The organism is Paenibacillus sp. OK060 (genome assembly GCF_900101205.1).
Taxonomy (GTDB): Bacteria; Bacillota; Bacilli; order Paenibacillales; family Paenibacillaceae; genus Paenibacillus; species Paenibacillus marchantiae.
Genome location: NZ_FNFR01000003.1, coordinates 465,255 through 487,586 on the forward strand (window position 1 = coordinate 465,255; position 22,332 = coordinate 487,586).

Annotated in this window: 19 protein-coding genes; 3 read left to right on the forward strand and 16 right to left on the reverse strand. The window is 47.9% G+C overall.

The genetic code is table 11. The annotated features are described in order from the left end of the window. Nucleotides 1-92: 92 nt before the first annotated feature. Nucleotides 93-1,520, reverse strand: a complete 1,428-nt coding sequence (locus tag BLS14_RS13775) for a pectate lyase family protein (RefSeq protein ID WP_090952286.1) — start codon at nucleotides 1,518-1,520, stop codon at nucleotides 93-95. A 246-nt stretch (nucleotides 1,521-1,766) separates the two neighbouring features. After that, complete coding sequence (locus tag BLS14_RS13780) at nucleotides 1,767-2,282, reverse strand: DUF2179 domain-containing protein (protein WP_053782622.1); 516 nt, start codon at nucleotides 2,280-2,282, stop codon at nucleotides 1,767-1,769. 350 nt (nucleotides 2,283-2,632) lie between these two features. Here BLS14_RS13780 and BLS14_RS32315 point away from each other — a divergent pair, with 350 nt between their 5' ends. Further along, entirely contained in the window at nucleotides 2,633-3,811 is a 1,179-nt protein-coding gene (locus tag BLS14_RS32315) for a Leu/Phe/Val dehydrogenase (protein WP_143021541.1), read from the forward strand. Nucleotides 3,812-4,072: 261 nt separating this feature from the next. Here the strand turns inward: BLS14_RS32315 and BLS14_RS13795 are convergent, their stop codons facing one another. The 12 genes from BLS14_RS13795 to BLS14_RS13855 all read right to left on the reverse strand — a co-directional run bounded on the left by BLS14_RS13795 (nucleotide 4,073) and on the right by BLS14_RS13855 (nucleotide 18,923). Beyond that, nucleotides 4,073-5,734, reverse strand: coding sequence for a hypothetical protein (locus BLS14_RS13795; protein WP_090952289.1), 1,662 nt, complete (start codon nucleotides 5,732-5,734; stop codon nucleotides 4,073-4,075). Nucleotide 5,735: 1 nt separating this feature from the next. Beyond that, the gene (locus BLS14_RS13800) at nucleotides 5,736-6,521 is read right to left on the reverse strand and encodes an ABC transporter ATP-binding protein (protein WP_063568220.1); all 786 of its coding nucleotides are present in this window, start codon (nucleotides 6,519-6,521) and stop codon (nucleotides 5,736-5,738) included. A 699-nt stretch (nucleotides 6,522-7,220) separates the two neighbouring features. After that, nucleotides 7,221-8,723, reverse strand: a complete 1,503-nt coding sequence (locus tag BLS14_RS13810; RefSeq protein WP_090952292.1) for an RICIN domain-containing protein — start codon at nucleotides 8,721-8,723, stop codon at nucleotides 7,221-7,223. A gap of 289 nt (nucleotides 8,724-9,012) precedes the next feature. Further along, nucleotides 9,013-9,642, reverse strand: coding sequence for a PepSY domain-containing protein (locus tag BLS14_RS13815; protein WP_176854510.1), 630 nt, complete (start codon nucleotides 9,640-9,642; stop codon nucleotides 9,013-9,015). A 138-nt stretch (nucleotides 9,643-9,780) separates the two neighbouring features. Then, a complete protein-coding gene (locus BLS14_RS33135) occupies nucleotides 9,781-10,578 on the reverse strand; it encodes a PepSY domain-containing protein (protein WP_063568222.1) in 798 nt (265 codons plus the stop codon). Between the two features lie 79 nt (nucleotides 10,579-10,657). Next, the gene (locus BLS14_RS13825) at nucleotides 10,658-12,034 is read right to left on the reverse strand and encodes a sensor histidine kinase (RefSeq protein WP_090952298.1); all 1,377 of its coding nucleotides are present in this window, start codon (nucleotides 12,032-12,034) and stop codon (nucleotides 10,658-10,660) included. Then, complete coding sequence (locus BLS14_RS13830; protein WP_063568224.1) at nucleotides 12,031-12,780, reverse strand: response regulator transcription factor; 750 nt, start codon at nucleotides 12,778-12,780, stop codon at nucleotides 12,031-12,033. Before BLS14_RS13830 ends, BLS14_RS13825 begins: the two co-directional genes overlap by 4 nt. 54 nt (nucleotides 12,781-12,834) lie before the next feature. Continuing rightward, nucleotides 12,835-13,479, reverse strand: coding sequence for an SDR family oxidoreductase (locus BLS14_RS13835; RefSeq protein WP_090952301.1), 645 nt, complete (start codon nucleotides 13,477-13,479; stop codon nucleotides 12,835-12,837). A gap of 338 nt (nucleotides 13,480-13,817) precedes the next feature. Continuing rightward, nucleotides 13,818-14,999: an NAD(P)/FAD-dependent oxidoreductase gene (locus BLS14_RS13840; RefSeq protein ID WP_063568226.1), complete on the reverse strand. Its 1,182-nt coding sequence runs from the start codon at nucleotides 14,997-14,999 to the stop codon at nucleotides 13,818-13,820. Between the two features lie 23 nt (nucleotides 15,000-15,022). Further along, complete coding sequence (locus tag BLS14_RS13845) at nucleotides 15,023-15,469, reverse strand: DUF1641 domain-containing protein (RefSeq protein WP_024629786.1); 447 nt, start codon at nucleotides 15,467-15,469, stop codon at nucleotides 15,023-15,025. Between the two features lie 666 nt (nucleotides 15,470-16,135). Continuing rightward, on the reverse strand, nucleotides 16,136-17,947 hold the full coding sequence (locus BLS14_RS13850) for an RNA polymerase sigma factor (RefSeq protein ID WP_090952304.1): 1,812 nt from the start codon (nucleotides 17,945-17,947) through the stop codon (nucleotides 16,136-16,138). A 43-nt stretch (nucleotides 17,948-17,990) separates the two neighbouring features. Continuing rightward, a complete protein-coding gene (locus BLS14_RS13855) occupies nucleotides 17,991-18,923 on the reverse strand; it encodes a cysteine peptidase family C39 domain-containing protein (protein ID WP_090952308.1) in 933 nt (310 codons plus the stop codon). Nucleotides 18,924-19,114: 191 nt separating this feature from the next. Between BLS14_RS13855 and BLS14_RS13860 the strand changes: the two genes are divergently transcribed. After that, entirely contained in the window at nucleotides 19,115-19,288 is a 174-nt protein-coding gene (locus tag BLS14_RS13860; RefSeq protein WP_064506464.1) for a CsbD family protein, read from the forward strand. Nucleotides 19,289-19,448: 160 nt separating this feature from the next. On the opposite strand, the gene BLS14_RS13865 is transcribed toward BLS14_RS13860, so the two are convergent. Then, nucleotides 19,449-20,456, reverse strand: a complete 1,008-nt coding sequence (locus BLS14_RS13865) for an NAD-dependent epimerase/dehydratase family protein (protein WP_090952311.1) — start codon at nucleotides 20,454-20,456, stop codon at nucleotides 19,449-19,451. Between the two features lie 147 nt (nucleotides 20,457-20,603). Between BLS14_RS13865 and BLS14_RS13870 the strand changes: the two genes are divergently transcribed. Then, nucleotides 20,604-21,122: a cupin domain-containing protein gene (locus BLS14_RS13870; protein WP_256336460.1), complete on the forward strand. Its 519-nt coding sequence runs from the start codon at nucleotides 20,604-20,606 to the stop codon at nucleotides 21,120-21,122. A 55-nt stretch (nucleotides 21,123-21,177) separates the two neighbouring features. Here the strand turns inward: BLS14_RS13870 and BLS14_RS13875 are convergent, their stop codons facing one another. Continuing rightward, complete coding sequence (locus tag BLS14_RS13875) at nucleotides 21,178-22,251, reverse strand: DUF1835 domain-containing protein (RefSeq protein WP_063568230.1); 1,074 nt, start codon at nucleotides 22,249-22,251, stop codon at nucleotides 21,178-21,180. Between the last annotated feature and the right edge of the window lie 81 nt (nucleotides 22,252-22,332).

Genomic DNA, 22,332 nt, shown 5'->3' on the forward strand with positions numbered 1-22,332 from the left:
TTTGCTTATGAAAAAAAGAGAAAGTGGTCAGGAACCACTATAGATCACGGCCACTCTCCACTCGATTCCAAAAACCTAACTCCTGTTACAGCCTAGTAACTCGTCTTCAGCCAGTTGTCTTTGGACCAGGATAATTTGCCTGCACCTGCTCCGCTCGAACCGGTGAGACGTGCATTCAGCGTCGCTGGATCATCGGTAGTGTAGCTGTAAGGAAGTGAAGAGAATCCGTTCCAGGAGAAAGCTTTCACTGCGGCCGGAACCGGGCTGAGCGGACTGCCGGATGTATCACTGTTTCCACGGAATGAGCTTCCATCCAGAGAATACATCGTGTCAGTCACCTGAATTTTACCGGTATATGTTGCGTCGGCCGGGTCCGTCTGGTTATTGCGGACCGGGAACAGTACGTCTTTGATCACCGACTTTTCGACCAGTACTGCACCATCTTCAGTGGAAATCGCTCCGTTGCCGATGATATCAAAGTGATACCCTTTGGACGAAATCGCCGTTGCCATTGCAGAAGTGATTCTGGATTTGGCCGCACGTGCCCCTGTCGCATCCATCACAATATTGTAGGCATGCGCATTGCCTCCGCGCAGACGCGGCATGCGATCCTGGATATCTTTGTACAAGTTATGGTGCAGAGTTATGGACAGATTAGCATTGGCCGATTCGAAGCTGGTCGAACCAACCAGATGACCTTTTTTCTGAGGAGATGAAATGGCAATGATATCGGCTTTGCTGAGCCCAACCGCGCTGCTGCGCAGGTAGTTGTACATCGGATAGGAAGCCTTGTTCGCCTCCAACTCGTTAATCTGCTGGGTAACCCAGCTGTTTGAGCTGCCGTCATCCCCTTTGAAAAGGGACCAGGAGATGGTCACACCGCTTGTTCCTTTTTTCGAATCGACAAGCCCGTCGTAGGCTTTATTGAATGTGCAGTGATCAATCCATACGTTGCTGTTCTCTTCAAGGGTGATGTAATCCCAGTCGTTTTTGTCGTAGTCACCTTTGGTCGCTTCATCCCATTCCCATAACTCATCGAATTCGAGGTTGCGGATAATAACGTTGGAACTGCGTTTGACGCTGATGGCTCCGTGCTTGATCTTGGCCCCGTTGGCTGAGAAGATGGTCAGGCCATTAAAGCTGTCGATCGTCAGCTTGCTGACACCCGTTTGCTTCAATACAGGATGAGTCAGCGCATCATTATGCTTGGCAAAAGGCGATGTCTGTGCAGCGCTCGGAATTTCGTTCCATCCCAGATTCAGGTCGTTCATAATCTCGACGACTTTGACACCAGAGTTCTTTTTCAGCGCCGCAGCGAGATCCGTTGCATTGTATACCTTCTTATACTTGGACGTGTCCGACTCGCTGATGGTACCTCCACCCGTATTGCCTTGGGAGAAACCTGTGAGATTGTAATCTGCATTGCCCGCTGCCTGTACACTTGTCGGTCCAGACAATAGAGTAAAGCCCAATGTCAGAGCCAGTGCTGCACTGCACCATGTTCGAATTTTGCTTTTCATAAAACCATTCCTCCCTAATTATAATGATTACGTCCATCCATCTCTGCCATCACATGTCACGAAGGACTTGTCCTCAATGTAAATGTTGGAAGCGATTACAACAATAATCCTTATCTCAGATCGTTTTGAGATCCTGATATCAGTCCTCAAATAACACCAGATTTAACCCGGAGCATTCCCATTTCAACTTATAGACATGAAAAAAAGCCCCCAAAGGGGCTCACTATTATCTCGAATATTCCTAATTTATCTTTTGATGGAACGTGTCCAGAACCCGCCATGGAACTGTTTGGGCTCAACGGTGATGACAAATGCTTTGGGATCAAGCTCCAGAATCGTCTGATATAGAAGTTTCTGGTTTTTGCGTTTCGCCAAAATCTCCATAACCAGCCGGTCTCCATCTCGTCCACTACCAACCCAGGCGGTGACACCGTATCCTTTATCCCGCAAGGCATTCGCTACATCCCCGCCCATCTGGTTACAAATAACCTTAACGGTAACGTAACCAAGCGCAATCTTCTCTTCGATCCAGGCACCCAGCAATACCCCCAGCCCATAACCAACGGCATATACAATTAACGCAGATGGCTGGGTCAGATATTTGAGTACCAGATTCAGACCGAGTACGTAGATCACAATTTCGCCCATACTGATGAGCGCAGCAATATATTTCTGTCCTTTGAGCGTCAGAATCATCCGAAGTGTATAAGCAGATACATACACAATCTGGATCAAAAAGATAAATACCAATATTTTAAACAATCGCAATCCCTCTTTCCTGACTTTCACAACGAAATGGGCCGTTTGTTGCGTGCCTTCGTTCCGCTTCCTCTACATATCATTTATTCTTCTGCATGTTTACTCTATCTCCATCATTGGACGTTATGTGGTCATTTTAAACGGTTGAACGTAAATTGGACTGCATTTTCTATTTTCTGCCCACTGGCAAGCCGGAACTGACATTATAGAGCCCTTTTCACTCATTATCAACCCGGCCTGAGACCCAGGGGCGAAAAGCGGCGTGTCTGAATATGCTGAACCAACAGCAATTCGATTGAGGCGTACAGGCAAAAAGGTTCGGGAAACGACGGCTACCAAAAGGGGGAACTGTCATGCAGTTGTGGCACGAGATGCAGCGGGAAGGTATGGAAGAACTCATATTTTGCCATGATCCACGCAGCGGGCTTAAAGCTGTCATCGCCATCCATTGTACAGTACTGGGCCCCGCACTCGGGGGATGCCGCTGCTGGACGTATGCATCGGAGGAAGAAGCGGTTCGGGATGCCATCAAACTCGCGAAGGGCATGACCTACAAATCGGCGGTCTCCGGTCTGCCATATGGCGGGGGCAAAGCTGTGGTGTGGGATGTGCCAGCCGAATTGATCATCAAATCGGGCGATGCCAGCCCAGACAACAATCTGAATCCCAAAAAAGGCAAGGATACATCGAACGGATTAGATAAGGATTTAGATAAGACATCCAAAAACAACCTACAAGCCTGCCGGCGTGCCGAAACGTTCCGTTCTCTGGGCCGCTATCTGGAACGATTGAACGGACGTTATGTGACGGGCCTGGATCTGGGCACTACGGCGGCAGATATGGACCAGATCCGGCTGGAGACGGTACATGTGACAGATACGACTGGATCGCTTGGTGCACAAGATGATTTCACAGCCGAGATGACCGCCTACGGTGTATACACTGGCATTGTGACATCGCTGCGTCACCAAGGCATTGACGCCTTGCAGGGCATTACCGTTGCCGTCCAGGGACTGGGCAAGGTCGGGTATGCCCTGTGCCATTACCTGCATGCAGCCGGGGCACGGCTCATTGTGGCAGACGTTGTACCCGAACGTGTACAACGTGCCCTTGTGCAGTTCAGCGGCGCCATGTCGGCCGATCCGGCCCATATTCACGCCGCTGACTGCAAGGTGTACGCCCCCTGTGCCCTTGGGGGCGTACTGACCCCGGCAACGGTGGAGGAGCTACGCTGCTCCATCGTTGCCGGGGCGGCAAACAACCAGCTCAGCCACCGGGAGCTGGTTGTTCGCGGCATGCAGGCGCGCGGCATCCTGTACGCGCCTGACTATGTGCTCAATGCAGGCGGAATCATCAGCACCGCCTACGAGCTGGAGGGCGCAGGGCCCGACCTAATCCGCCAAAAGGTGGCGGGGATTGCGGGCACGCTGTCCAAGGTCTATGCGATAGCAGAGCAATCTGCCCTCTCCACGGCGGATGCAGCCGATCAGCTGGCAGAAGCTGTCCTACAAAGCGGAAAACCCCATGCTTAGCATACCGATACCGATTTAACACACTAATTCAATCTCCCAATCTTTTAAGTGCTCCAGAATCGAGATCACTGTTACAGTTCGGCATATCATTTATTTTCTCCATCTTTAAAGTACATCGCATCACGTAAAGAATTAGAAAAAACGTAAAAAAGCCAATCCGATTCATCAACACCGGATTGGCTTTAATCAACTTTTCTTCATAATTCTCATAATTCCATCTGCTAAACTTCATCAGGCAACCTCAACCTGCTACCGCCCGCCTTAACCTTCAACCATTACAGAGGCCCGCTTCACCCGATGCAGCATCGTCCAGAACAGCATATTAATCACTATTAGTAGCGCTATATAGATCCAGATGCCTGCTGGTATGGTGCGGATGAATACATGTAGTCCCCATAACAGTGCCATGAGCGGAAAGAAGGCAAAGACGAGCCAGCCGTCACTTTGCCCGGCCACACTAAAGGATTGGGAGAACGGCGGTTTTCGCATCAACAGCTTTCCAGAAAGCGGGATAAGTGCAGTTGCCACCAAAAATATTACGATCAGATCAGGAAGAATTCTTAACCCAAAGGTCCACACAAATACAATGGCGTTCGATATAAATACGGGTAAGAACATGTTGCATAAGAAAGCTTTTAGCGCTCCACTATATAGCACATTCTCGTTTGCCAGAGGGGCTGCCCGGAAAGTCCAAAACGCCTTGTATTGTCCGGAATACTTCAGCATGGTCACAACAGACACAATCAGCAAGAGCACAATATATAGCGTGTAAAAGAAGGAGCTTTCCCTAAATTCTGCCCACGAAGAACTCTGCAATTGGGTGAACCAGAATACATAGGGCAATACAAAAGATAAACCCATCGACGGGTATACCTTCAACTTGAACTCCCTTTCACTTCGCATCATACTGGCAGACAAACGAAAGCACGCCTGCTCTTCTCTGGAACGGGAGAATACCTTTGCCATGATGCGATCCCAATTCCCACGTCTTCGTCCGGAGGCTTGACCTGCGTGTGCCATTTTCTCCAAATACAATTCGAAGGAAGGCATCAACTTCACGTACACCAACAGACTGACCATTGGAACGATCACAGCAAGCGCCGAGAAAGTATACAGCCAGGGATCTCCCCCACCGCTGAACAGCAGCTCAAAAACCGCTGCATACCATACCGGAGGCAGCAGTAACTGCCACCAGGCAGGCGTGAACACCATATTAAAGTCGATGATGCTGAACGAACGTATCACCAGCTGGTAACCTACGGCAATGCCGATGGAAAGCAGGATTTGCACCATATTGATCATGTCCTTCAGCTTCTCGCCATCCAGAAACTTCATCATGAATAGATAGATCAGGGACGTGGTCACCAGAATTAACATATTAATCAGCACCAGTTCCACCAGAAAAAGCAGGAAAAAGCCGATCCCGTGGGCAATCAATCCGGCTACCAGCGGCGCAGCCGTCAGAGAGCCTGTCAGGAGCAGCAAATAAACCCCTGCGTGAATGGCACGAGCCAAGCCAACAGTGCGTCCATTTACCGGCTTGGTCATGATGATATTACGATCCCGAATATCGAGCAGTACCGAAGAAAAGTCGGAGATCATGGAGGTCATGATCATAAACATCAGCATGGCGGTCACTAGACCCATCTGAAGCATATAATGTCCCGTATCCCAGACGACAAACGGAACCATAATCAGCCCCATCAGTGCGTATAACCAGAGGGAACGCAGATACAGATTACCTTCTTTCTGCTCCTTATTGCCATTGCGTGCTGACAATACCGTCGGTACCCTCCGCTGATCCATCTGGAACTTCACCCGTAGAATCAAACGCAGTACGTCATAATCCGCTCCTGTTCTGGCGATGATAGGCCGAAAACGATCCAGAATCTTCAACGTGCGGAAGTCGGAGGATTCCGCCATATCAGTACACCTCCTGCACGATGGACACAAAACGTTCTGCAATTGCCCGATGCTCATTGAAGCCCGTCAGTTGATTGAATACTTCCTCCAGTGAGCCTTCCATGGATTGCTGCTGGAGCTGCCTGAACGTACCATCCGCCATCACGCGTCCTTCGGCAATCAGAACGATTCGGCTGCTGATCTTCTCCACCACATCCATGATGTGTGACGAATAGAATATCGTTGTACCCTTGGCCGACAGCTGTGTCAAAATCTCCTTTACCACCATTACACTGTTGGCGTCCAGACCGCTTAGCGGTTCATCCAGGAACAACAGATCCGGGTCATGCAACAGCGCGGAGATCAGCAGCACTTTCTGACGCATGCCTTTGGAGAAGGAAGCAATGCGGGAATGATATGATTTTTCTAGTCCAAAACAATCCATCAACTGCTTCGCCTTATAATCGGCATCTTCATAGGACAACCCGTACAATTCTCCTATAAAGGTCAGATACTCTGCCGGGGTTAATTGCTCGTATAGCTCCGCGACTTCCGGTACATAACCGATTCTTCGCTTATATTCCGCGTCACCATCTGCGATATCCTTGCCAAAGATGCGGACCGTACCCACATATCCCTCAACTAGTCCGAGCAAAATCTTGACCGTCGTGCTTTTACCCGCACCGTTCGGACCAATATATCCGATCATCTCGCCCCGATTCACTTCTAAATCAATCCCATTTAGCACATAACGCCCGTTATACCGCATACGCAAGCCTTCAATTGACAGTACTTGTTTTTCACTCACTTCGTTATCCAGCCCCTGTCTCTATTATTTCTACAATTCTACTAGTTTACCACAGATTGGATTAATGGAGATGGATAAAGAAAAATTAAAAGATCTTTGCTCTGCACAAAGAAGTGCATAACAAAGATCCTGAATTTATAGAATAGAATTTGATTTTTGTTAATTTATCAATTAAGTCTGGTAATTATTATTTTTTTATTTAGTTGAAATTCTTATTAGTAAAATGTAAAACAACACACCTCCTACCACTCCAAAAAAAGCATATAAATCTATAAAAATATAAGCTATAAACGCGGATGATATCAACGTCACAATAATCCCAGCTCTATTTTTTAATAATATTCTATAGGTTAGATAACCTAGCAATCCAGAGATTAATGTCGACAACAAAAAAGGAAGAATAATGTACATTTGCTAACCTCCTAACTCGCACTCGTGTTTTACCATTTTTATTTTGTGGCAGGATCCTACCAGTAATATATCTTAGCAATGTAATCGTCCTGAGGATTAAGCTTTTCCGTTATTTATACTAATACCTTATTTCTGCTATTGATAATCTAAAATTAGAAAAAAAGGTTCAATTGGAATGTTTAATCTCTAGCTTATATAGCTTCATAAAAACCCCTGTCCCACTCATAATGAGGGACAAGGGTTTAATTGTGAATCTTTATGATGCTTAACCAACAAAACAATCAATCTTTATTGAACCTTAACAATCTGGAATTGCTGATTCGTACCACCATTATCTGTCCACTGGATTGCAGCTGCCCCGTCTGCCAGGGATTGTCCCGAAATATCAAGCACCTTGCCTGTGCTGCGGTTTTTCAATTTATAATAACCACCACCCACACTAACCAACTGCCATTGCTGACTGGCCCAGCCGCCATCGTTCCACTGTTCAATAACAGCTCCATCTGCTGTGGAACCATTCTCTACACCGATTAGCTTGCCGCTGGAACGATTGATGATTTTGACATAACCGCCAACCGCATCCGTGATCTGCCACTGCTGGCTGGTCGTTCCGCCGTCTGCCCGCTGCTCCAGATCCGCACCGTTATCCGCAGAACCACCGATGACATTAAGCAATTTATTGCTTTTGCGACTAATCAGCTGATACGAAGCATTCGGGTCCCATACATCGGGCGTATCCACTCCGGTTACGGAACCCGTGGCTGCATCAATGGTAATACTGCTTGCCCAGTTCATCGCCAGACTGGTTGCACTTGGGAAAGACAACGGCAGCCACACATATTTAGAATCCTGCACTGGTCCGCTCCAAGCGCCAGCCCAGCGATCGCCCATATAGAGATAGGATGTTGTCTGTGAGCCTTCCACCGGAAGCACGTATGCGGATTGGGAGCCATAGGTTGTACTATCTCCAAAGTTGCTCAGGCCGCTCCATGTACCAGTTATGCTGGTAGCGGTCGCATATTTGGCCTGATTCGGATTCCATCCCGTAGCCCCGGATGTGATCAGGAAGTAGACGCCACCCTTTTTGAACATGGCAGGTGCCTCACGATATTGACCCGGCCACAGCGTCGTTACGAGCGATTCCACACCGAGAAAATCTGGAGTCAACTTGTAGATGTTCAGGTCGGCATTCACTTTGGTCGCTGAGATGAGATAAGCCGTTCCGTTGTCGTTGTATACCGTCATGTCTCTCGAATCATAGCCAAGAGGCCGATAGCTGCCTACATACGTATAATTGCCATCCACTGTACTTGAGGTCGCTACCGCCACTCTGGCTTCACCATAGTCGACCCCGTTTTCTTTATGCATCCAAAGAACATACTTGCCTGTTGCACTGTTATAGATGACCTTCGGGCGTTCGATGTTGGAAATGTTCAGCTCGGCAGCCGAGCTGCTGGTGAGCACATCATTGCGATACTCCCAGTTTTTCAAATCTGCTGAACGATATACGGATACCGCCTTGAACGTTCCATTAGGGTTGCGATTCTCCCCAAACCAGTAATAGTACCCATTAGCCTTAATCATCCCGCCCCCATGGGCATGAATGACATTGCCGTTTGTATCCTTGAACTGTACCCCGTTGGTTACACTGAGTGGAGCAGCGGAAGCCTGTTGTCCTGGAGCGACCAGCATACCTAGCGATTGTAGCGCCAGGATTAGAGCAAGCAGATAACAAAGGCGACGAGTGAAACGATGTGTTTTTGTTTTCTTTTTCAACCAACCCTCATTCATAGAATAATGCACCTCCGTAATTAATTTATAAAGCGCTTACAATTAAATCGATACGTCTCTTCTTCCTCCGATCGATGATGCATTTCATAGGATTACCTGTTTCTCAGACTGGCTCGGCACTCACCTCCTGATTACGATTGTATCCGCCATCCCCCTGCTCGAATAGTGAACAATACGGCGGAACATGTACGATTACACACTGAACTTATGGAGTGAACAGCAAAAAGACGCTTCATCCGAAGCGTCCTCTGTTATACACAATCTAAATCCCTATAATATACGTTATTTCTTAATCTTCGTCGTCAAAATCCTGGTCAAACGAAAGCACTTTGCCTGTATTGGCATCGACGTCTACATCGGCTTCACCGTTTGCTGTTCTTAGTTCCACTTCATAAACATAACGGCCGTTATCATGATCCAGTTCGATTTCGGTTACTTTTCCGCCTGTCACCTGTTTCAGGGCAATGTTTGAAGCTTGTACCTCTGTCAGTTTAACCTGTTTTGAAGCAGCTTGATTGGAAGACGTACCTGCCACAGTTCCATTATAATCATCGTCGTCATCGTAATCTTCATCATCGACTACTGCAAGGATTTTACCCGTGTAAGCATCCAAACGAACGACAACGTCATTACTACCTTTTTTGTCGATTTCAACTTCATAGAACGTTTGGCCGTTTCTGCGCTCCAGATCCACATCATCCACTTTACCATCCGTTGCTTTCAAGGCTGCTTCTTTGGCCTGTGCGACCGTCAGCAATGTACCTGTGTTGTTCTGGGTCTGTGTTACTGATTGTGTATTGGACGTTTGCGTAGGCTGTACCGATTGTCCGTTTACACTCCCACTAGCCAGAGCGGCTGATCCTCCGAGCAACACCGCTGCCGACAAGCTGCCAATCCATAGTTTATGTTTATTCATCATCATCATTCATCTCCTCGTTGTTATTCTCGTTCTCGTCTACAGTTATAGATTAACCTGTACGAATGAGAGTTCAGCGAGAGTCAGATTAGAATTTGATGAGAAAATGAGTGAGAATCTCACAGAATGGCTTCTATACCTTTAATCTTCGTCATCATCCCAAGTGACCGAACGAATCGCGCCTGAAATGGCATTCACCTGCACAATAGCCTCACGACCGTCATCCAGGTCAATTTCAACCAGATAATACGGATTGCCACTATTCGTTCCACGGAGTTCGATATCATCCACTTCACCAGGAACCTTAGCCAGTGCCTTCTGCTCTGCTTCTTTCTCGCTCAGAAATGAAGTCTTGGTGCCTTCCCCTGTTGTCGGGTCGGGCGAAGATGCTTCCAGCGGCTTTGAAGACTGCTTCTCCCCGTTATACGGATCAATGGTCCATTGCTCCCGACCATTGTCCTTCATCTTGAATACCGCCAGATACACCGGGCTCCCCTGCTGCTCGACAAGTTCGAGCGACACCAGTTCGGCATCCGTTTGTTTCAGCAATTCCGTCTTGATCTGTTCTCGGCTCCATAACGTCTTCTCCTCGGCTTGTGGGTTGGACTCCAGCCGTTTAATGGAATTCACGGTCGCCGTAACCGCATCAACTTGTACGTCATACAGTCCGGTTTCTGAGCGGAGCTGCATGATGTAGGTTCCGTCCTTCAACGTGGAATTCAGGATCTCTCCCGGATATTGATCCAAGACCGCTTGGGCCGCTGCATCTGCTGTTAACATCACTCGGTCTGATTGCCACGGCCTCCACCACATGACCGCTATAACGACAAGGAGAGCCAGGAGCCCCGCACCCCACCAAAATGAACGTCTTGGCTTCGCCCATCCTTTGCGTCGTTGTTCTTCCCGTTTCATTTCCGGACGCCCCTCATGCTCTTCCATCACGTTCCCTCCCTTACGCACTCTCTTGTGATCCGTAACCCTACTGTGTTTATCAGTATATAAGAGAAGAATGAGATTTTCATGAGAGTGATCCGTTCTGTACGGATGTGGGCAAAATAATCCAAGCCTCGGTTCCTCTGCCCTCGGTGCTGTTCAATTCAATACGTGCGCCCACGGCTTCTGCGATATCTTTGGCCAGGGAAAGTCCCAAGCCCGAACCGCTTGCTTCGCCGCTGCGTGTTCTGGCCTGATCAACACGATAGAAACGGTCAAACACCTTGGACAGTTCCTCTTCCCGCATACCGATTCCCTTATCCACAATACGTATCCGACATTCCTGCCCCTTTGCCTCCAGCCGGACTTCAATGGCATCCTCACTATATTTACGAGCATTGTCCAGCAAAATAAAAAGCAGCTGCTTCAGCTTGCTCACATCGCTAATCGCCCATATCCTGCCTGGGTCATCGCAGTGGACTTCCCGATGATAGGCTTCGCGAAATGCACGTGTGGAATCCAGCGCAAGTTGGGTGATATCCATCCGCTCCAGCTGTACATTCCACTGCTCTGGCTGCTTTGCCAGCAATAGCAGCTGCTCGGTCATCTCCCGCATGCGCACGGATTCGGACAGAATGGCTTCTACCGCCTCGTCGAATACTTCGGGACGTTCCTTGCCCCTTCGTTGCAGCAGACTGGCATAACTTTCAATGATGGTGAGTGGTGTTTTCAGTTCATGAGAAGCATCAGAAACAAAGCGCTCCTGCCGCTCGAAGTTGGATTCCAGCAGATCCATCATGCGATTGAACGTCTGCCCCATCGTTTTCAGCTCATCCTTCGATTTTTCATCGAGCGGAAGTCGCTTGAACTGGCCGCTCGACTGGATATCACTCATCGTACGTGTCATCTGCTGGATCGGCCTTGTCATCCGGTTCGCAAGAATACGGCTGGAGATGATGGCCGGAATCAGCGCGATGATGGTCACGGCAACTAGAACTGTACGAAGCACAGACAGGCGATTCTCGGTATCTTCAATGCTCTCGGTGACTTGTAGATTCACTACTTCTCCATCCGGCCAGATCACTGGAACAGAGACCCAGACATAACCGATTTGTTCAAATTGGGTATACTCCGATTTTTTTTCGCTTTCGTATTTGTAGGACAGCTTGCTCAGCTGCTCCTCTGCCGAGGTCGTCACCGGCGGGGAGCTGGTGCCGTCTTCATTGACGATCCGCAGCATGCCGTCCAGCGGCGCGTAGGCTCGGAGCAAGTCGTCCGGCGGAATGGAACCGGCAGACTGGCGCACTCCTTTTACAATAGACTCGGCCTCAGCCTCTACCCGCTTGATCTCGTTATCGATCGACATCCGTTCGAACACGATATACACCGACAGGTTGACGGCAATCAGCAGCACGGCAAACAATACGGACGAATATCCGTAGATTCTGCTGCGCAGACTCATACTTGCTCCTTCAGAACGTAACCAACACCCCGAACGGTATGTATTAAGGGTGGTGTGAATCCGTTATCGACTTTTTTGCGCACATAACGGATATACACATCCACCACATTGGTATCTCCATAATAATCGTATCCCCAGACGGCCTGAACAATCTGGTCCCGGCTCAGCACCTGGCGCTGGTTTTGCAACAGATACACCAATAGATCGAACTCACGCGGTGTAAGCTCAATCGATTGACCATCCCGGGATATCTCACGGGTTCCTTCATTCAGCTTCAATCCACCTGCGGTAAGCCAGCCTGTCTCATTTCCCGCCGTGTGCTCGGGTGATTGCGCCGTATCCCGTGGGACCGAAGTGGCAGAGTGGGTAGCAGCCGATGCAGCACTCAGGCGCAGTGCAGCGCGTACTCTCGCGAGCAACTCTTCAATACGGAACGGCTTTGTAATGTAATCGTTGGCTCCGAGATCGAGTCCGGATACTTTGTCTTCCACAGAGTCTTTGGCTGTGAGCATCAGAATGGGCACGGTTGCATCTTTGGCACGTATCCGCCGCAGCACTTCAATCCCACTCAGACCCGGCAGCATAATATCCAGCAGAATCAGATCCCATTGCCCCTCCCCATACATCTCCAGCCCTTCCGTTCCGCTGCCTGCCTTGCCTACCTGATATCCCTCATACTGTAATTCCAGTTCAAGCAGGCGTGCAATTTTGGGCTCATCCTCGATCACCAGCACGGCTTCATTCATGCAGAGCTCCCCCTCATTCCGTCATTCCATTCTCCCGTTATATTACAATACGAATTACAATTTACCTAAGGCATCCTCTACCAATTCATCCCCGGCGATCAGATCAAAAGCCATTCGATACGTCTTCTCCTCCTGGAGGGAAGCAGCGATTACACGAGCCACATCTTCACGTGAAATACTTCCCGGTTTCAGATCTGTTCCTACAGAGATTTTGCCGGTACCCGGCTCATTTTTCAAACCACCTGGACGGATAATGGTGTAATTCAGATCACTTGCGAACAACGCCCGATCGGCATAATGCTTCGCCACGTAATACGGCTTAATGGCGTCGGACCACTTCTCCCGCTGATCTGCCCCAAACGCACTGACCAAAATATATCTGGTAATTCCCTGCTGCTGTGCCGCCTCCATTGTTTTCACCGCACCATCGAGATCAATGAGCAATGTTTTGTCTTCGCCCGTAGATCCACCGGAACCCGCTGTAAACACAATGGCATTGTGATCTTTCATTGCCTCGGCCAGATCATCCACGCTGCCTTCCAAATCGCCAATCACGACATTGGCACCAAACTGCTTAAGTAGGTCTGCCTGCTCCGGTTTGCGAATCATCGCGGTGACTTGATGTTTCCCTTCCTGTGCCAGTTGCTGCACCAGAAATTTGCCGATTTGTCCGTTCGCTCCAATGACTAATACGTTCATATGTCATTCTCCTCTCGGTTTTCCTTTTTATAAGCTAGCTTTTATAAAACAGACTTGTCTTTAATTAAACGAAAGCCGACGCTTCTAAGCGCCGGCTGCTATGTATTACTACCGTTCAGCGGATCTGGCAAGATGCGGATAACACGTCTTTCCTTTAATATACCATACACCCTATACGGTTATACCGAGCACTTTTTTCTTCAATACATATCTGATAACAACGGTTATACTTCCGCATTCACTTCATGGAACTTAGTCCCTATGCTCTACGGATGCTGGTTAAAAATAAAGAAAGGCACCCCACGTGGGGTGCCTTTCTGCTGCATGGCGTACAGGTATTAGTAAGCCAGTGCAAACAAACCGTGAATATGAGCAAGGTAACGGATGTTACTTGCTTCTTTCATCATGGTTGCTGGCAGACCTTTCAGACGAGTCTGGTTGCCACCGATCATGCCGACAGCATCCTTACGACCCAGACTTCCCAGTGTACCGGAGAATACTGGTGTGAAGGATTCCATTGCGCCACCTTTGAACATTACGCCCAAGTTGTGACCAATAGTTTCACCCATTTGCCAAGCCAATTGTGCTGTTGGAGGGTATGGACGAGCGCCTTCGCTAGGGAAGACCACTGCGCTGTCACCAGCAACAAACACGTCTTTATGGGATGTGGATTGCAGTACTTCCGTAACTTTCGCACGGCCACGATCCACTTCAATTCCGCTGTTGGCAACAACTGCATTACCTTGAACGCCGCCTGTCCATACGAGTGTGTTCGTAGGGATCGAGCTTCCGTCTTTCAGCAGAACTTCATTTTCTTTCATTTCGGTAATCGCTACGCCAACGATGAAGTTAACGCCACGTTTTTCCAGACTCGCTTTTGCACGCTCAACCAGTTCTGGCGGGAATCCTGCCAGGATGGAAGGACCTGCTTCAACCGTGTACAGGGAAACTTCTTTGAAGTCGATACCTTTTTCTTGGCATACAGCCGGAAGAAGGTCAGCGAATTCACCAACAAGCTCGATACCTGTCAAACCACCGCCACCGATAACAAACGTAGCGTCTGCTTTGTTGCCGGATTGTTTGTAAGCATCCAAACGAGCTTCCACGTGTGCACGAATGCGGTTAGCATCGCTAACGGATTTCAGCGTGAAGCTGTACTCCTGCAATCCCGGAATTCCGAAGAATGCCGTTTCACTGCCCAAGGCAACAACGAGTGCATCGTAAGAGTAAGTAGAACCGCTAGTCATGAGAACTTTTTTCTCGTCCGGCTTGATTGTATCCACCGTATCGATTTTCAAGTTCACATTTTTACCACTCAGCAATTTTTCGAGTGGAAGGGCAACTGCTTTTTCAGCAATGCTTCCTGCTGCAAGACGGTGCAGTTCCGTAATAATTTGGTGCGTAGGGTAACGGTTCACGACTGTAATAGTCGCTTCTTCCGGTGTCAGGTATTGACGCGCAGTCAGCGCAGTCAACAGACCACCGTAACCTCCGCCCAAGATCAAAATTTGCTTCGACATATCCATCCTCCGTTCTTCTAATCTTAACGTTGCTGTTGTTGACGCTCGTTCAGGATGCTCAGGAATGATTGAGCAAAACGAAGCGTTTGTTGTACGTTTGGATCTTTAAGCATTTTGAGCATAGCGAACAAACCAACCGAAGTTTGCTCGGCTTGCGCACGATCACTTGCTTCGATGGCAGCAGAAGCTACACCTTTAGCTTTGTCTACAACAGGTTTAGCAAACTCGCCCATTGCGCTCATTGTGTCGCTGATCAGAACTTTGTCTGTAGCTACGCTTTGTGCAAAGTCATAAGCTTTGGTCATAGCAGTGACCATTTCAGCCAGTTTAGGCAAGTTCTCCACCAGAACGGTCAGAGACTCCTGTACCTCAGGCTTCATCAATTGATCCAGTACGTCCAAGGACTGGCGTTGGGAAACGTCGGCACCTTCTGTAACCGGCACCTCTTGTTGAGTAGGCGATTGTGACATAAGAGAAAGTCCTCCTTTACTTTGGGATAGAAGTCCGCGACTTTCATGATGCCTGTCAAGCAGAGCCGAACCACAAATACATCCAATACAACTAAATGTACCAAATTTCACACAATAGAATGAGCATAGCCCAAGGGCCGTTCCCACATCGTGTATTGTATCTTGGGTCTATTGCGGACAACATGTGTTGACGCAAAACGACAAGCAGGCCGAAACCGAACTCTATACCCCTATATTACACCTCTTACACATGAACATGAAAAAGAAATTTTTTACACTTGTGAAGATATTGTGAACATTGTAACAAAATCGATTTTTTTGTCAAGCATTGTGGTCGGATTAAAATCGATTATTCTCCTGTCCCAGATCCGTAATCCTACCACATGTGGTAGGAAGACAAGATCACATATGACCATATGTGCGATATGTACACAAGGAAGGATTTTTTCAACTGAATTTTTCAGGAATTGTTTTCCAAAACCATGAATTTCATGCAACGAAATTGGTCACTGTCGTTATTATGCAGCTAGGGGTGCAGCCTTATTCCTGAAATGACATCATTTCTTGTTCAAGTATGAACCTATCCTGGCACGAAAGCAAAAAAGACAGAAAGAAGGCCTGACGGATCGTCCTGCCTCCTGATATTTCTTTCACTGTTCGCCAGATCTAATCGTTACATTTCGGCCACACCATAACGATTTCTGGGGAATGCTGATCCATTTCTTCAAGCAACGCTTTTATTGCAACGACAGCAGCTCGCTCTAATTCCTCCACCTCCAGAAGTATCGAGATAGCTTGATCGACCTGAAGCTTCTCGTTTGGCTTTCCGCCTTCAGGAAAAGGAAAACACTGTTTGAGCACGTTTAACCTTTGGGACATGTTTCGATATAACTCTTCCGCCTGAAGACAGAATGGAATCAAGCTGGAATAGCGGGGAATCGAAGCCCACTTTAGACAAAGTTCCCTGAAAAACTCACTTGCATAACGTCTTGCATCCCACAAAACCGCAATGTTATAAGCGTGACCGTTCGGTTCTACCCTTCTGTATTCTAGGGCTTCTCTCCAGACCGCATAAGCAGCCAGACCACTGACTGTGTTCGACAAGGTATACGGGTCCTCCCCACGATAATGAGCCAAAACATCTGTCAGTGCCGCGCGCAAGTTCATTTCTCGTATCATGCCATCTGATTCCGCTGCCAGTACAAATACTTCCTGATTCACCCCCCGGCCCACATGATCATAGGGAATTGTCACTGATTTAATGAAATCTGTACCGTACAGGGTCCGGGCTGCATCATCATAGCCATAAATCAATCCGAATTCGGGAATATTCAGGTCCCATACTACGGCCGGAATTCCCCTATGAATGGAGTAACGAATCAAGGAGAGGGCCCGAACAAGCCTTGGATTTAGCAACCTTTTCCCCTTCGCTTTCTCCTCTAGCATCGAAGGATCGATCAGATTGGCATTGAGTCCCGCTTCGCTCGCCAAAGCCTCAACCGCATGGGAACGATAACCCATATGGTGCAATCCTCTGATAAGTACCTCTTTGAAGTTATAGGCGGTGGGTCCAGCGATATGTATGTCCTGAGGCAGGATGGTCAGACGAAAAGAAAGTCCACTCATCCCCATAACCATGGGGAGAGATGGAGATGAACCGATATAACCTAACATCTCGTGAATGGATGCTGCTGCCGAGTTCCAGGTTTGGGGAGACCGAAACGAAAGGGGTTCCTCCAGAATCACTCGATTTTGCCCGAGTGAATTCCACTCTGCCAGCATTTCTTCTACGGATAAATGAATATGAAGCTGCGACACTTTTTTACGTGAACGGGACAGAATTTGATACGCATTGGCACTTGTCAGATTGAATTTACAGGCAATTTCTTGCGGTGACAGCTGCTCCATCCAATACGATGTGAAGACCTGCTGCTCTCTTAAATTCAGACATCCCAGCAGCTTGTAGAGATTATTCCTCATTTCCTGCTGAGCAACAGCTTGATACGGATCATAGCCAGTCTCCTGCGATATCCGTTCGGTGTCATTCAAAAGATGGTTCAGCGTCTTGTCGAGCGAGTCTTGATCGCTCCATGAGGGATCATCGGCTCCAAATGCAAGGAAAGAAGAAAAATGTTGTTCACGCTGCTGCTCTCGGCGTTGCATATGTGAGTACGCCTGATTACGCACAATGCGCTGCATCCAGGCCATAAAACGCTCGGCATTCTGAAGCTGCCCCATATGAATGAACGCCCGAATAAGCCCATCCTGTAAAATGTCTTCTGCGAGATAAGAATCATGTGTAAGTGCTCGCACATAACGGAACAATTGCCCACGGTAACGGTGAATCAATTCACCAAAAGCCTCTGTATCCCCAGTTTGGGCTCGTTGGATAAGCGCGACATCCGACTCCTTTTTCCGATTCTCGAATGTCTCATCTTCCCCTGGCCTGATATGGCGATTGTCAGCTAATTCATCCATGTGTATCTCCCCTTCTCATAGCCTTGCTTCACTTACAATTACATTATTCCATCTTCAAAATAGCAGCTTCGATCATGGCTTCCGTCTCCGCGAGTGCCACCATGATTGTCGCAGCAGCCTCCCAGTTCCGGGAGACAAGACGGGATTGGCATTCCCCGAATTGGCGCGATTGTGCGTATTTCAAAGCAGAAAGGTCAGGATGGATTGTTTTAAAAAATAACCCATAATCATGGGCACGACGCGCGCCTACTGGCAGAGCAAAATACACATAATGAGCCCACTCATTACCATCGATTGCTCCAGCACGAACCTGTTCCGCCTTATGTAGAATTGCTGAAGCTCCGGTTCGTCCTTCCTGTGCAGCAATATCATGGATCTGTTCTGTAAGGGTTGATTTGAACCAAGTAAAAGCGCGGCGGTTAATCTCCTCCAGATTAGGCTGTTCAATGCGTTCAGGACTCAACCATCGTCGATACACACCGCTGCTCCACGGGAATTCAGACTTCCATGCTTCCTCAAGTTTATCCAGTGTTAGGAAGACATTTGGGAATCCAGCCGGGTCATGCAGGCATATTTCATCGCCCTCCATGCTCAACGCCACTACATAATGATCGCAACCACCCAGGTTGGGAGAGTTGGGATTGTAGACGAGTTTGCCCATATCCAGCGGCCCCATCATCACAGGACCCTGCTTCAAAGCCTCTCTTAGCTCATCTACAGGCATCTCTGTACCCGGTGATTGCACACTTTCGCGCACACTAAATCCCAGAATGCTCATCGCTTTGCTGATGGCCAGATCAGGACTAGAGGTACAGTTATCAAAAAAAAGCATATCTTCCTGCGTTCGAAAGGCCCCTAGTGAAAAGCCACCGACTGCTTCAAGCAGACCGGGGTCTACCTTTTCTCCAATGGACGACAGCAGCATTGAAGCTGAATTAGCGTAGCAATATGCACCATTTCCAATATAATTGCTCATATCATAACATCCTCTCATTTCTTTAATGAAGCACGCGGTTATGCAATGCCTATACTTATACTGACTCTTCGTACTGATCATTTCTGACAGAATATCCAGAACAAATTTCTGCCCTTATCACAATAGCAACGTTTAGAATACGGGCATCCCGGTTAATAAGGACTACACCAGAAACGAAGGAGATGTTCGATATGAGTAATTCAACTAGCGATAAAATCAAAGCAGGCGTAAACAAGGCCAAAGGCGAAGTGAAAGATCAGATCGGTAATGCGACTAACAACAGATCCCTTCAGGCTGAGGGTAAGAAAGACAAAGCCAAAGGTGCTGTGCAGGACAAAATTGCTGATGTAAAAAAACATCACTAGATCCATTTGTTAAACGTGAACACGCACGACAATTCGTGCAGTAAATATAGGATCATTGCCCGACCGTCCATACCGGTTGAAAGCCGGGATTCGACGGGGGCGCAAAAAAGCCAAGGAAGGTGTTATTCACTACACCCTTCCCTGGCTTTTTTTGCCCTGGTTAGATAGCCGGAACTGCATATCTCGCCATATCGATAATAAAGCTGCGTGCTTCTCTTGTCGTGTGGTATTCACGGCTGAATTGTCTTACCCATTCGGGATGTTCCTGATACCATCGAAAGGTCTGCTCCAGTCCCTGCTCCAGCGTCGTCTGGGGAAACCATCCGGTCTCTGATCGTAATTTTCCCGAGTGAACGACCAGACTCGAACCTCTGGACTGGGTGGGCTCCTGCTCCCGAATCTCCGCCGTTCCATTAGAAGTATGCAATTGGTGCAAAAGATCTCCGATCTCTTGCATGGTTGTTCCTTGCCCTGTCGAAATGTTATAGATCTGCTGATCTTGTCCATTCAGCATAATCTGTTCAATCGCTCGCAGCGCATCATCTACATACAAAAAATCACGTACAGCTGATCCCTGAATATCCAGAGGAAGGCTGTCCATCATTCGGCCAAAATTACGCGGGATAATCCGGTCCGGCAACTGCCAAGGTCCATAAAGATTGGTTAAACGAAATATTTTTATAGGAAGCTGGTAACATTGAGCGTAGGATCGTGCGAGCATCTCACAGGCTACTTTGGAAGCGGAGTAAGGGGATACCGGAGCATATTCATCGGATTCATGATACACTCTGCCCATCTCCCCTCCGTATACCTCAACAGATGAAGCCAGCACCACGGGAATATGGTGATCGGAAGCGTATTGCAGAATGGCCTGTGTACTGAGGGTGTTGTTACGAAACACTTCTCCGGGGTGATGATACGAATAATCTACGTGTGGCATCGCTGCCAGATGAATAATATAGTCTGTTTCGTGCGGCAAGCTGAATCTGTCCTTCGCGAGATCACAACAGATAAAGGCCATCTCATGAAGTGGAGAGCTGTGAACAAGCCTCTGACAATAATCATCCTGGTCCACCAGGGTGATTCGATGTCCTTTTTGCGCCAAATACTGAGAAAGGTTAAATCCTACAAATCCAGAAGCCCCTGTAATGACAATATTCAAGCACATTCCCCCTTGGATTAATACAACAAGTTACTGAAGAGAGTCTATGTTCTGATTATAACCTTATAGTGATACATTTTGTATCATTTTACAATTGTTTTTTGTTCTTCACCAGAAATAAACGGGTAATGCCATAGAGAGGTGATATTTACGATGAAAGAGGACATGAACAATGTACAAACGATGTTATTTCAGGACGATGGTGTGATCCCCAATCATCCGAGTCTGCCTGTACTTCTGTATAAAGGAATTTGGGCAACAAATTCCGCTCGTGCAGAGTCGTTACTGAACCAAAATGGATGGGGAAACAGCTGGATTAACGGTGTGTTTGATTATCATCATTTTCACAGCAATGCTCATGAAGTACTTGCAGTGGTTAGTGGCTGGGTTGAGCTCATTCTTGGTGGGCAACATGGAAAGGTTGTGCGTCTTCATGCAGGAGATGTGGTCGTATTACCTGCGGGAACCGGACATAAGCGGCTGAGTGCGAGCCGTGATTTCCGCATTGCAGGGGCCTATCCAGGTGGCATGAGCTATAATACCCGAACGGGTGAACCGGGGGAGCGTCCCAAAGTTCTGCGTGAAATTCAGGAGGTTCCCATTCCGGATACAGATCCAGTCTATGGGCAAGAGGGGCCACTATTGGAGTTATGGAATCAGAATAAGACATGAAAGAATAAATGGACTGCTCCGGGATAAAAAAACTACCGGGAACAGTCCATTTCGGTTACTGGGGGAGCCTCACACTGTAGAATCGCATGGCATGTGGCTTCCCTTCCATCTCAAGCCGTCCCTTTATGATCAACTGTCGAACACGGTATTCAATGAATGCGTCTCCGACAGCTTGTTCAAGATGGCCCAGCACCTCACCTACGACGCGGGCTGATTTTATAAACTCGCCAGGCTGTCTGGTTAACGTGACCTCTCTAGCCTTCTGCATAATGTACTCATCAATCGCGTCTTCGGGCACGCTCTGAATCTGGCCATCCTTCATTAATCGCAGAAGTCCTGGCTGTACAGCCAGATTCACCCACTCTTGCTCCATGTGTTTTCGTTCCTCCACAGACAACGGTTCAGCATTCACACAGTGTTGCCACATCGATAACAACTTCTCAGAAAAAATTTCACCTGTTCTAGGAACATCATACTGAACTTCAGAAGGTTTGAATAATTCCTGATATAATGCACCGGTATCGATTAAATAGATAGGCCCCAGCCTTTTACGTAGCAAATGCATGGCATATAAAAGCCCCGTTCTCTCATGAGCATTATTCGCATACCAAATGGTGATTCGCGTATCTTCATCAATTGAACTCAACATGTTGTTTAATTGAAGCAGCTTATCCATGCCTTGGACGGCATAACTTCCATGCTCACCCAAATAAAGTTTCTCAAGTAGCCAGAGGTGCCTGCGGTGTAAATCCGCCTTGTTCGTCAGATCGCCCAATGGACCGATGGCATAGTAGTCATTCATAGAGAAAAACCGCCGCTCCGAGCGACCTGGAACCTTGCCCATCGCAACCTTAATGCTACCTAGTGGCGATTCACCAATCGCTATATGAATTTCACGTGGTATCTGTGCCTTTAATGCCTGTTGCTCCGCTTTCTCCCGGTTCCGATTCTCATCCAATGTCTTAAATATCGACTGTATTTTCGTTGCAAAATGAACAGAATGTTCTTCCGCTGACTGATCACTGACTGCCATATCTGCGCTGAGATAGAGCGTACGCAATAACGAACGCAGCTCGTCCTCATCCATACGGTACAGCTCCTGATCAAAATCAAAGATATTGTCAATCATGTTTATCCCCCTCCAAACAGTCTAAACCGATGGTTATCTGCGACTAAACCATACAAAATCGAACGTACGTATTTGTATCAT

Excerpts from the sequence above, each read along its gene's own strand:
- BLS14_RS13815 (WP_176854510.1), bottom strand. The coding sequence starts at position 9,642 with ATGATGAATAAACATAAACTATGGATTGGCAGCTTGTCGGCAGCGGTG.
- BLS14_RS13875 (WP_063568230.1), bottom strand. The coding sequence starts at position 22,251 with ATGATTGACAATATCTTTGATTTTGATCAGGAGCTGTACCGTATGGAT.
- BLS14_RS13830 (WP_063568224.1), bottom strand. The coding sequence starts at position 12,780 with ATGAATGAAGCCGTGCTGGTGATCGAGGATGAGCCCAAAATTGCACGC.
- BLS14_RS13775 (WP_090952286.1), bottom strand. The coding sequence starts at position 1,520 with ATGAAAAGCAAAATTCGAACATGGTGCAGTGCAGCACTGGCTCTGACA.
- BLS14_RS33135 (WP_063568222.1), bottom strand. The coding sequence starts at position 10,578 with ATGGAAGAGCATGAGGGGCGTCCGGAAATGAAACGGGAAGAACAACGA.
- BLS14_RS13860 (WP_064506464.1), top strand. The coding sequence starts at position 19,115 with ATGAGTAATTCAACTAGCGATAAAATCAAAGCAGGCGTAAACAAGGCC.
- BLS14_RS13865 (WP_090952311.1), bottom strand. The coding sequence starts at position 20,456 with ATGTGCTTGAATATTGTCATTACAGGGGCTTCTGGATTTGTAGGATTT.
- BLS14_RS13850 (WP_090952304.1), bottom strand. The coding sequence starts at position 17,947 with ATGGATGAATTAGCTGACAATCGCCATATCAGGCCAGGGGAAGATGAG.
- BLS14_RS13840 (WP_063568226.1), bottom strand. The coding sequence starts at position 14,999 with ATGTCGAAGCAAATTTTGATCTTGGGCGGAGGTTACGGTGGTCTGTTG.
- BLS14_RS13845 (WP_024629786.1), bottom strand. The coding sequence starts at position 15,469 with ATGTCACAATCGCCTACTCAACAAGAGGTGCCGGTTACAGAAGGTGCC.
- BLS14_RS13855 (WP_090952308.1), bottom strand. The coding sequence starts at position 18,923 with ATGAGCAATTATATTGGAAATGGTGCATATTGCTACGCTAATTCAGCT.
- BLS14_RS13795 (WP_090952289.1), bottom strand. The coding sequence starts at position 5,734 with ATGGCGGAATCCTCCGACTTCCGCACGTTGAAGATTCTGGATCGTTTT.
- BLS14_RS13810 (WP_090952292.1), bottom strand. The coding sequence starts at position 8,723 with ATGAATGAGGGTTGGTTGAAAAAGAAAACAAAAACACATCGTTTCACT.
- BLS14_RS32315 (WP_143021541.1), top strand. The coding sequence starts at position 2,633 with ATGCAGTTGTGGCACGAGATGCAGCGGGAAGGTATGGAAGAACTCATA.
- BLS14_RS13835 (WP_090952301.1), bottom strand. The coding sequence starts at position 13,479 with ATGAACGTATTAGTCATTGGAGCGAACGGACAAATCGGCAAATTTCTG.
- BLS14_RS13825 (WP_090952298.1), bottom strand. The coding sequence starts at position 12,034 with ATGAGTCTGCGCAGCAGAATCTACGGATATTCGTCCGTATTGTTTGCC.
- BLS14_RS13870 (WP_256336460.1), top strand. The coding sequence starts at position 20,604 with ATGAAAGAGGACATGAACAATGTACAAACGATGTTATTTCAGGACGAT.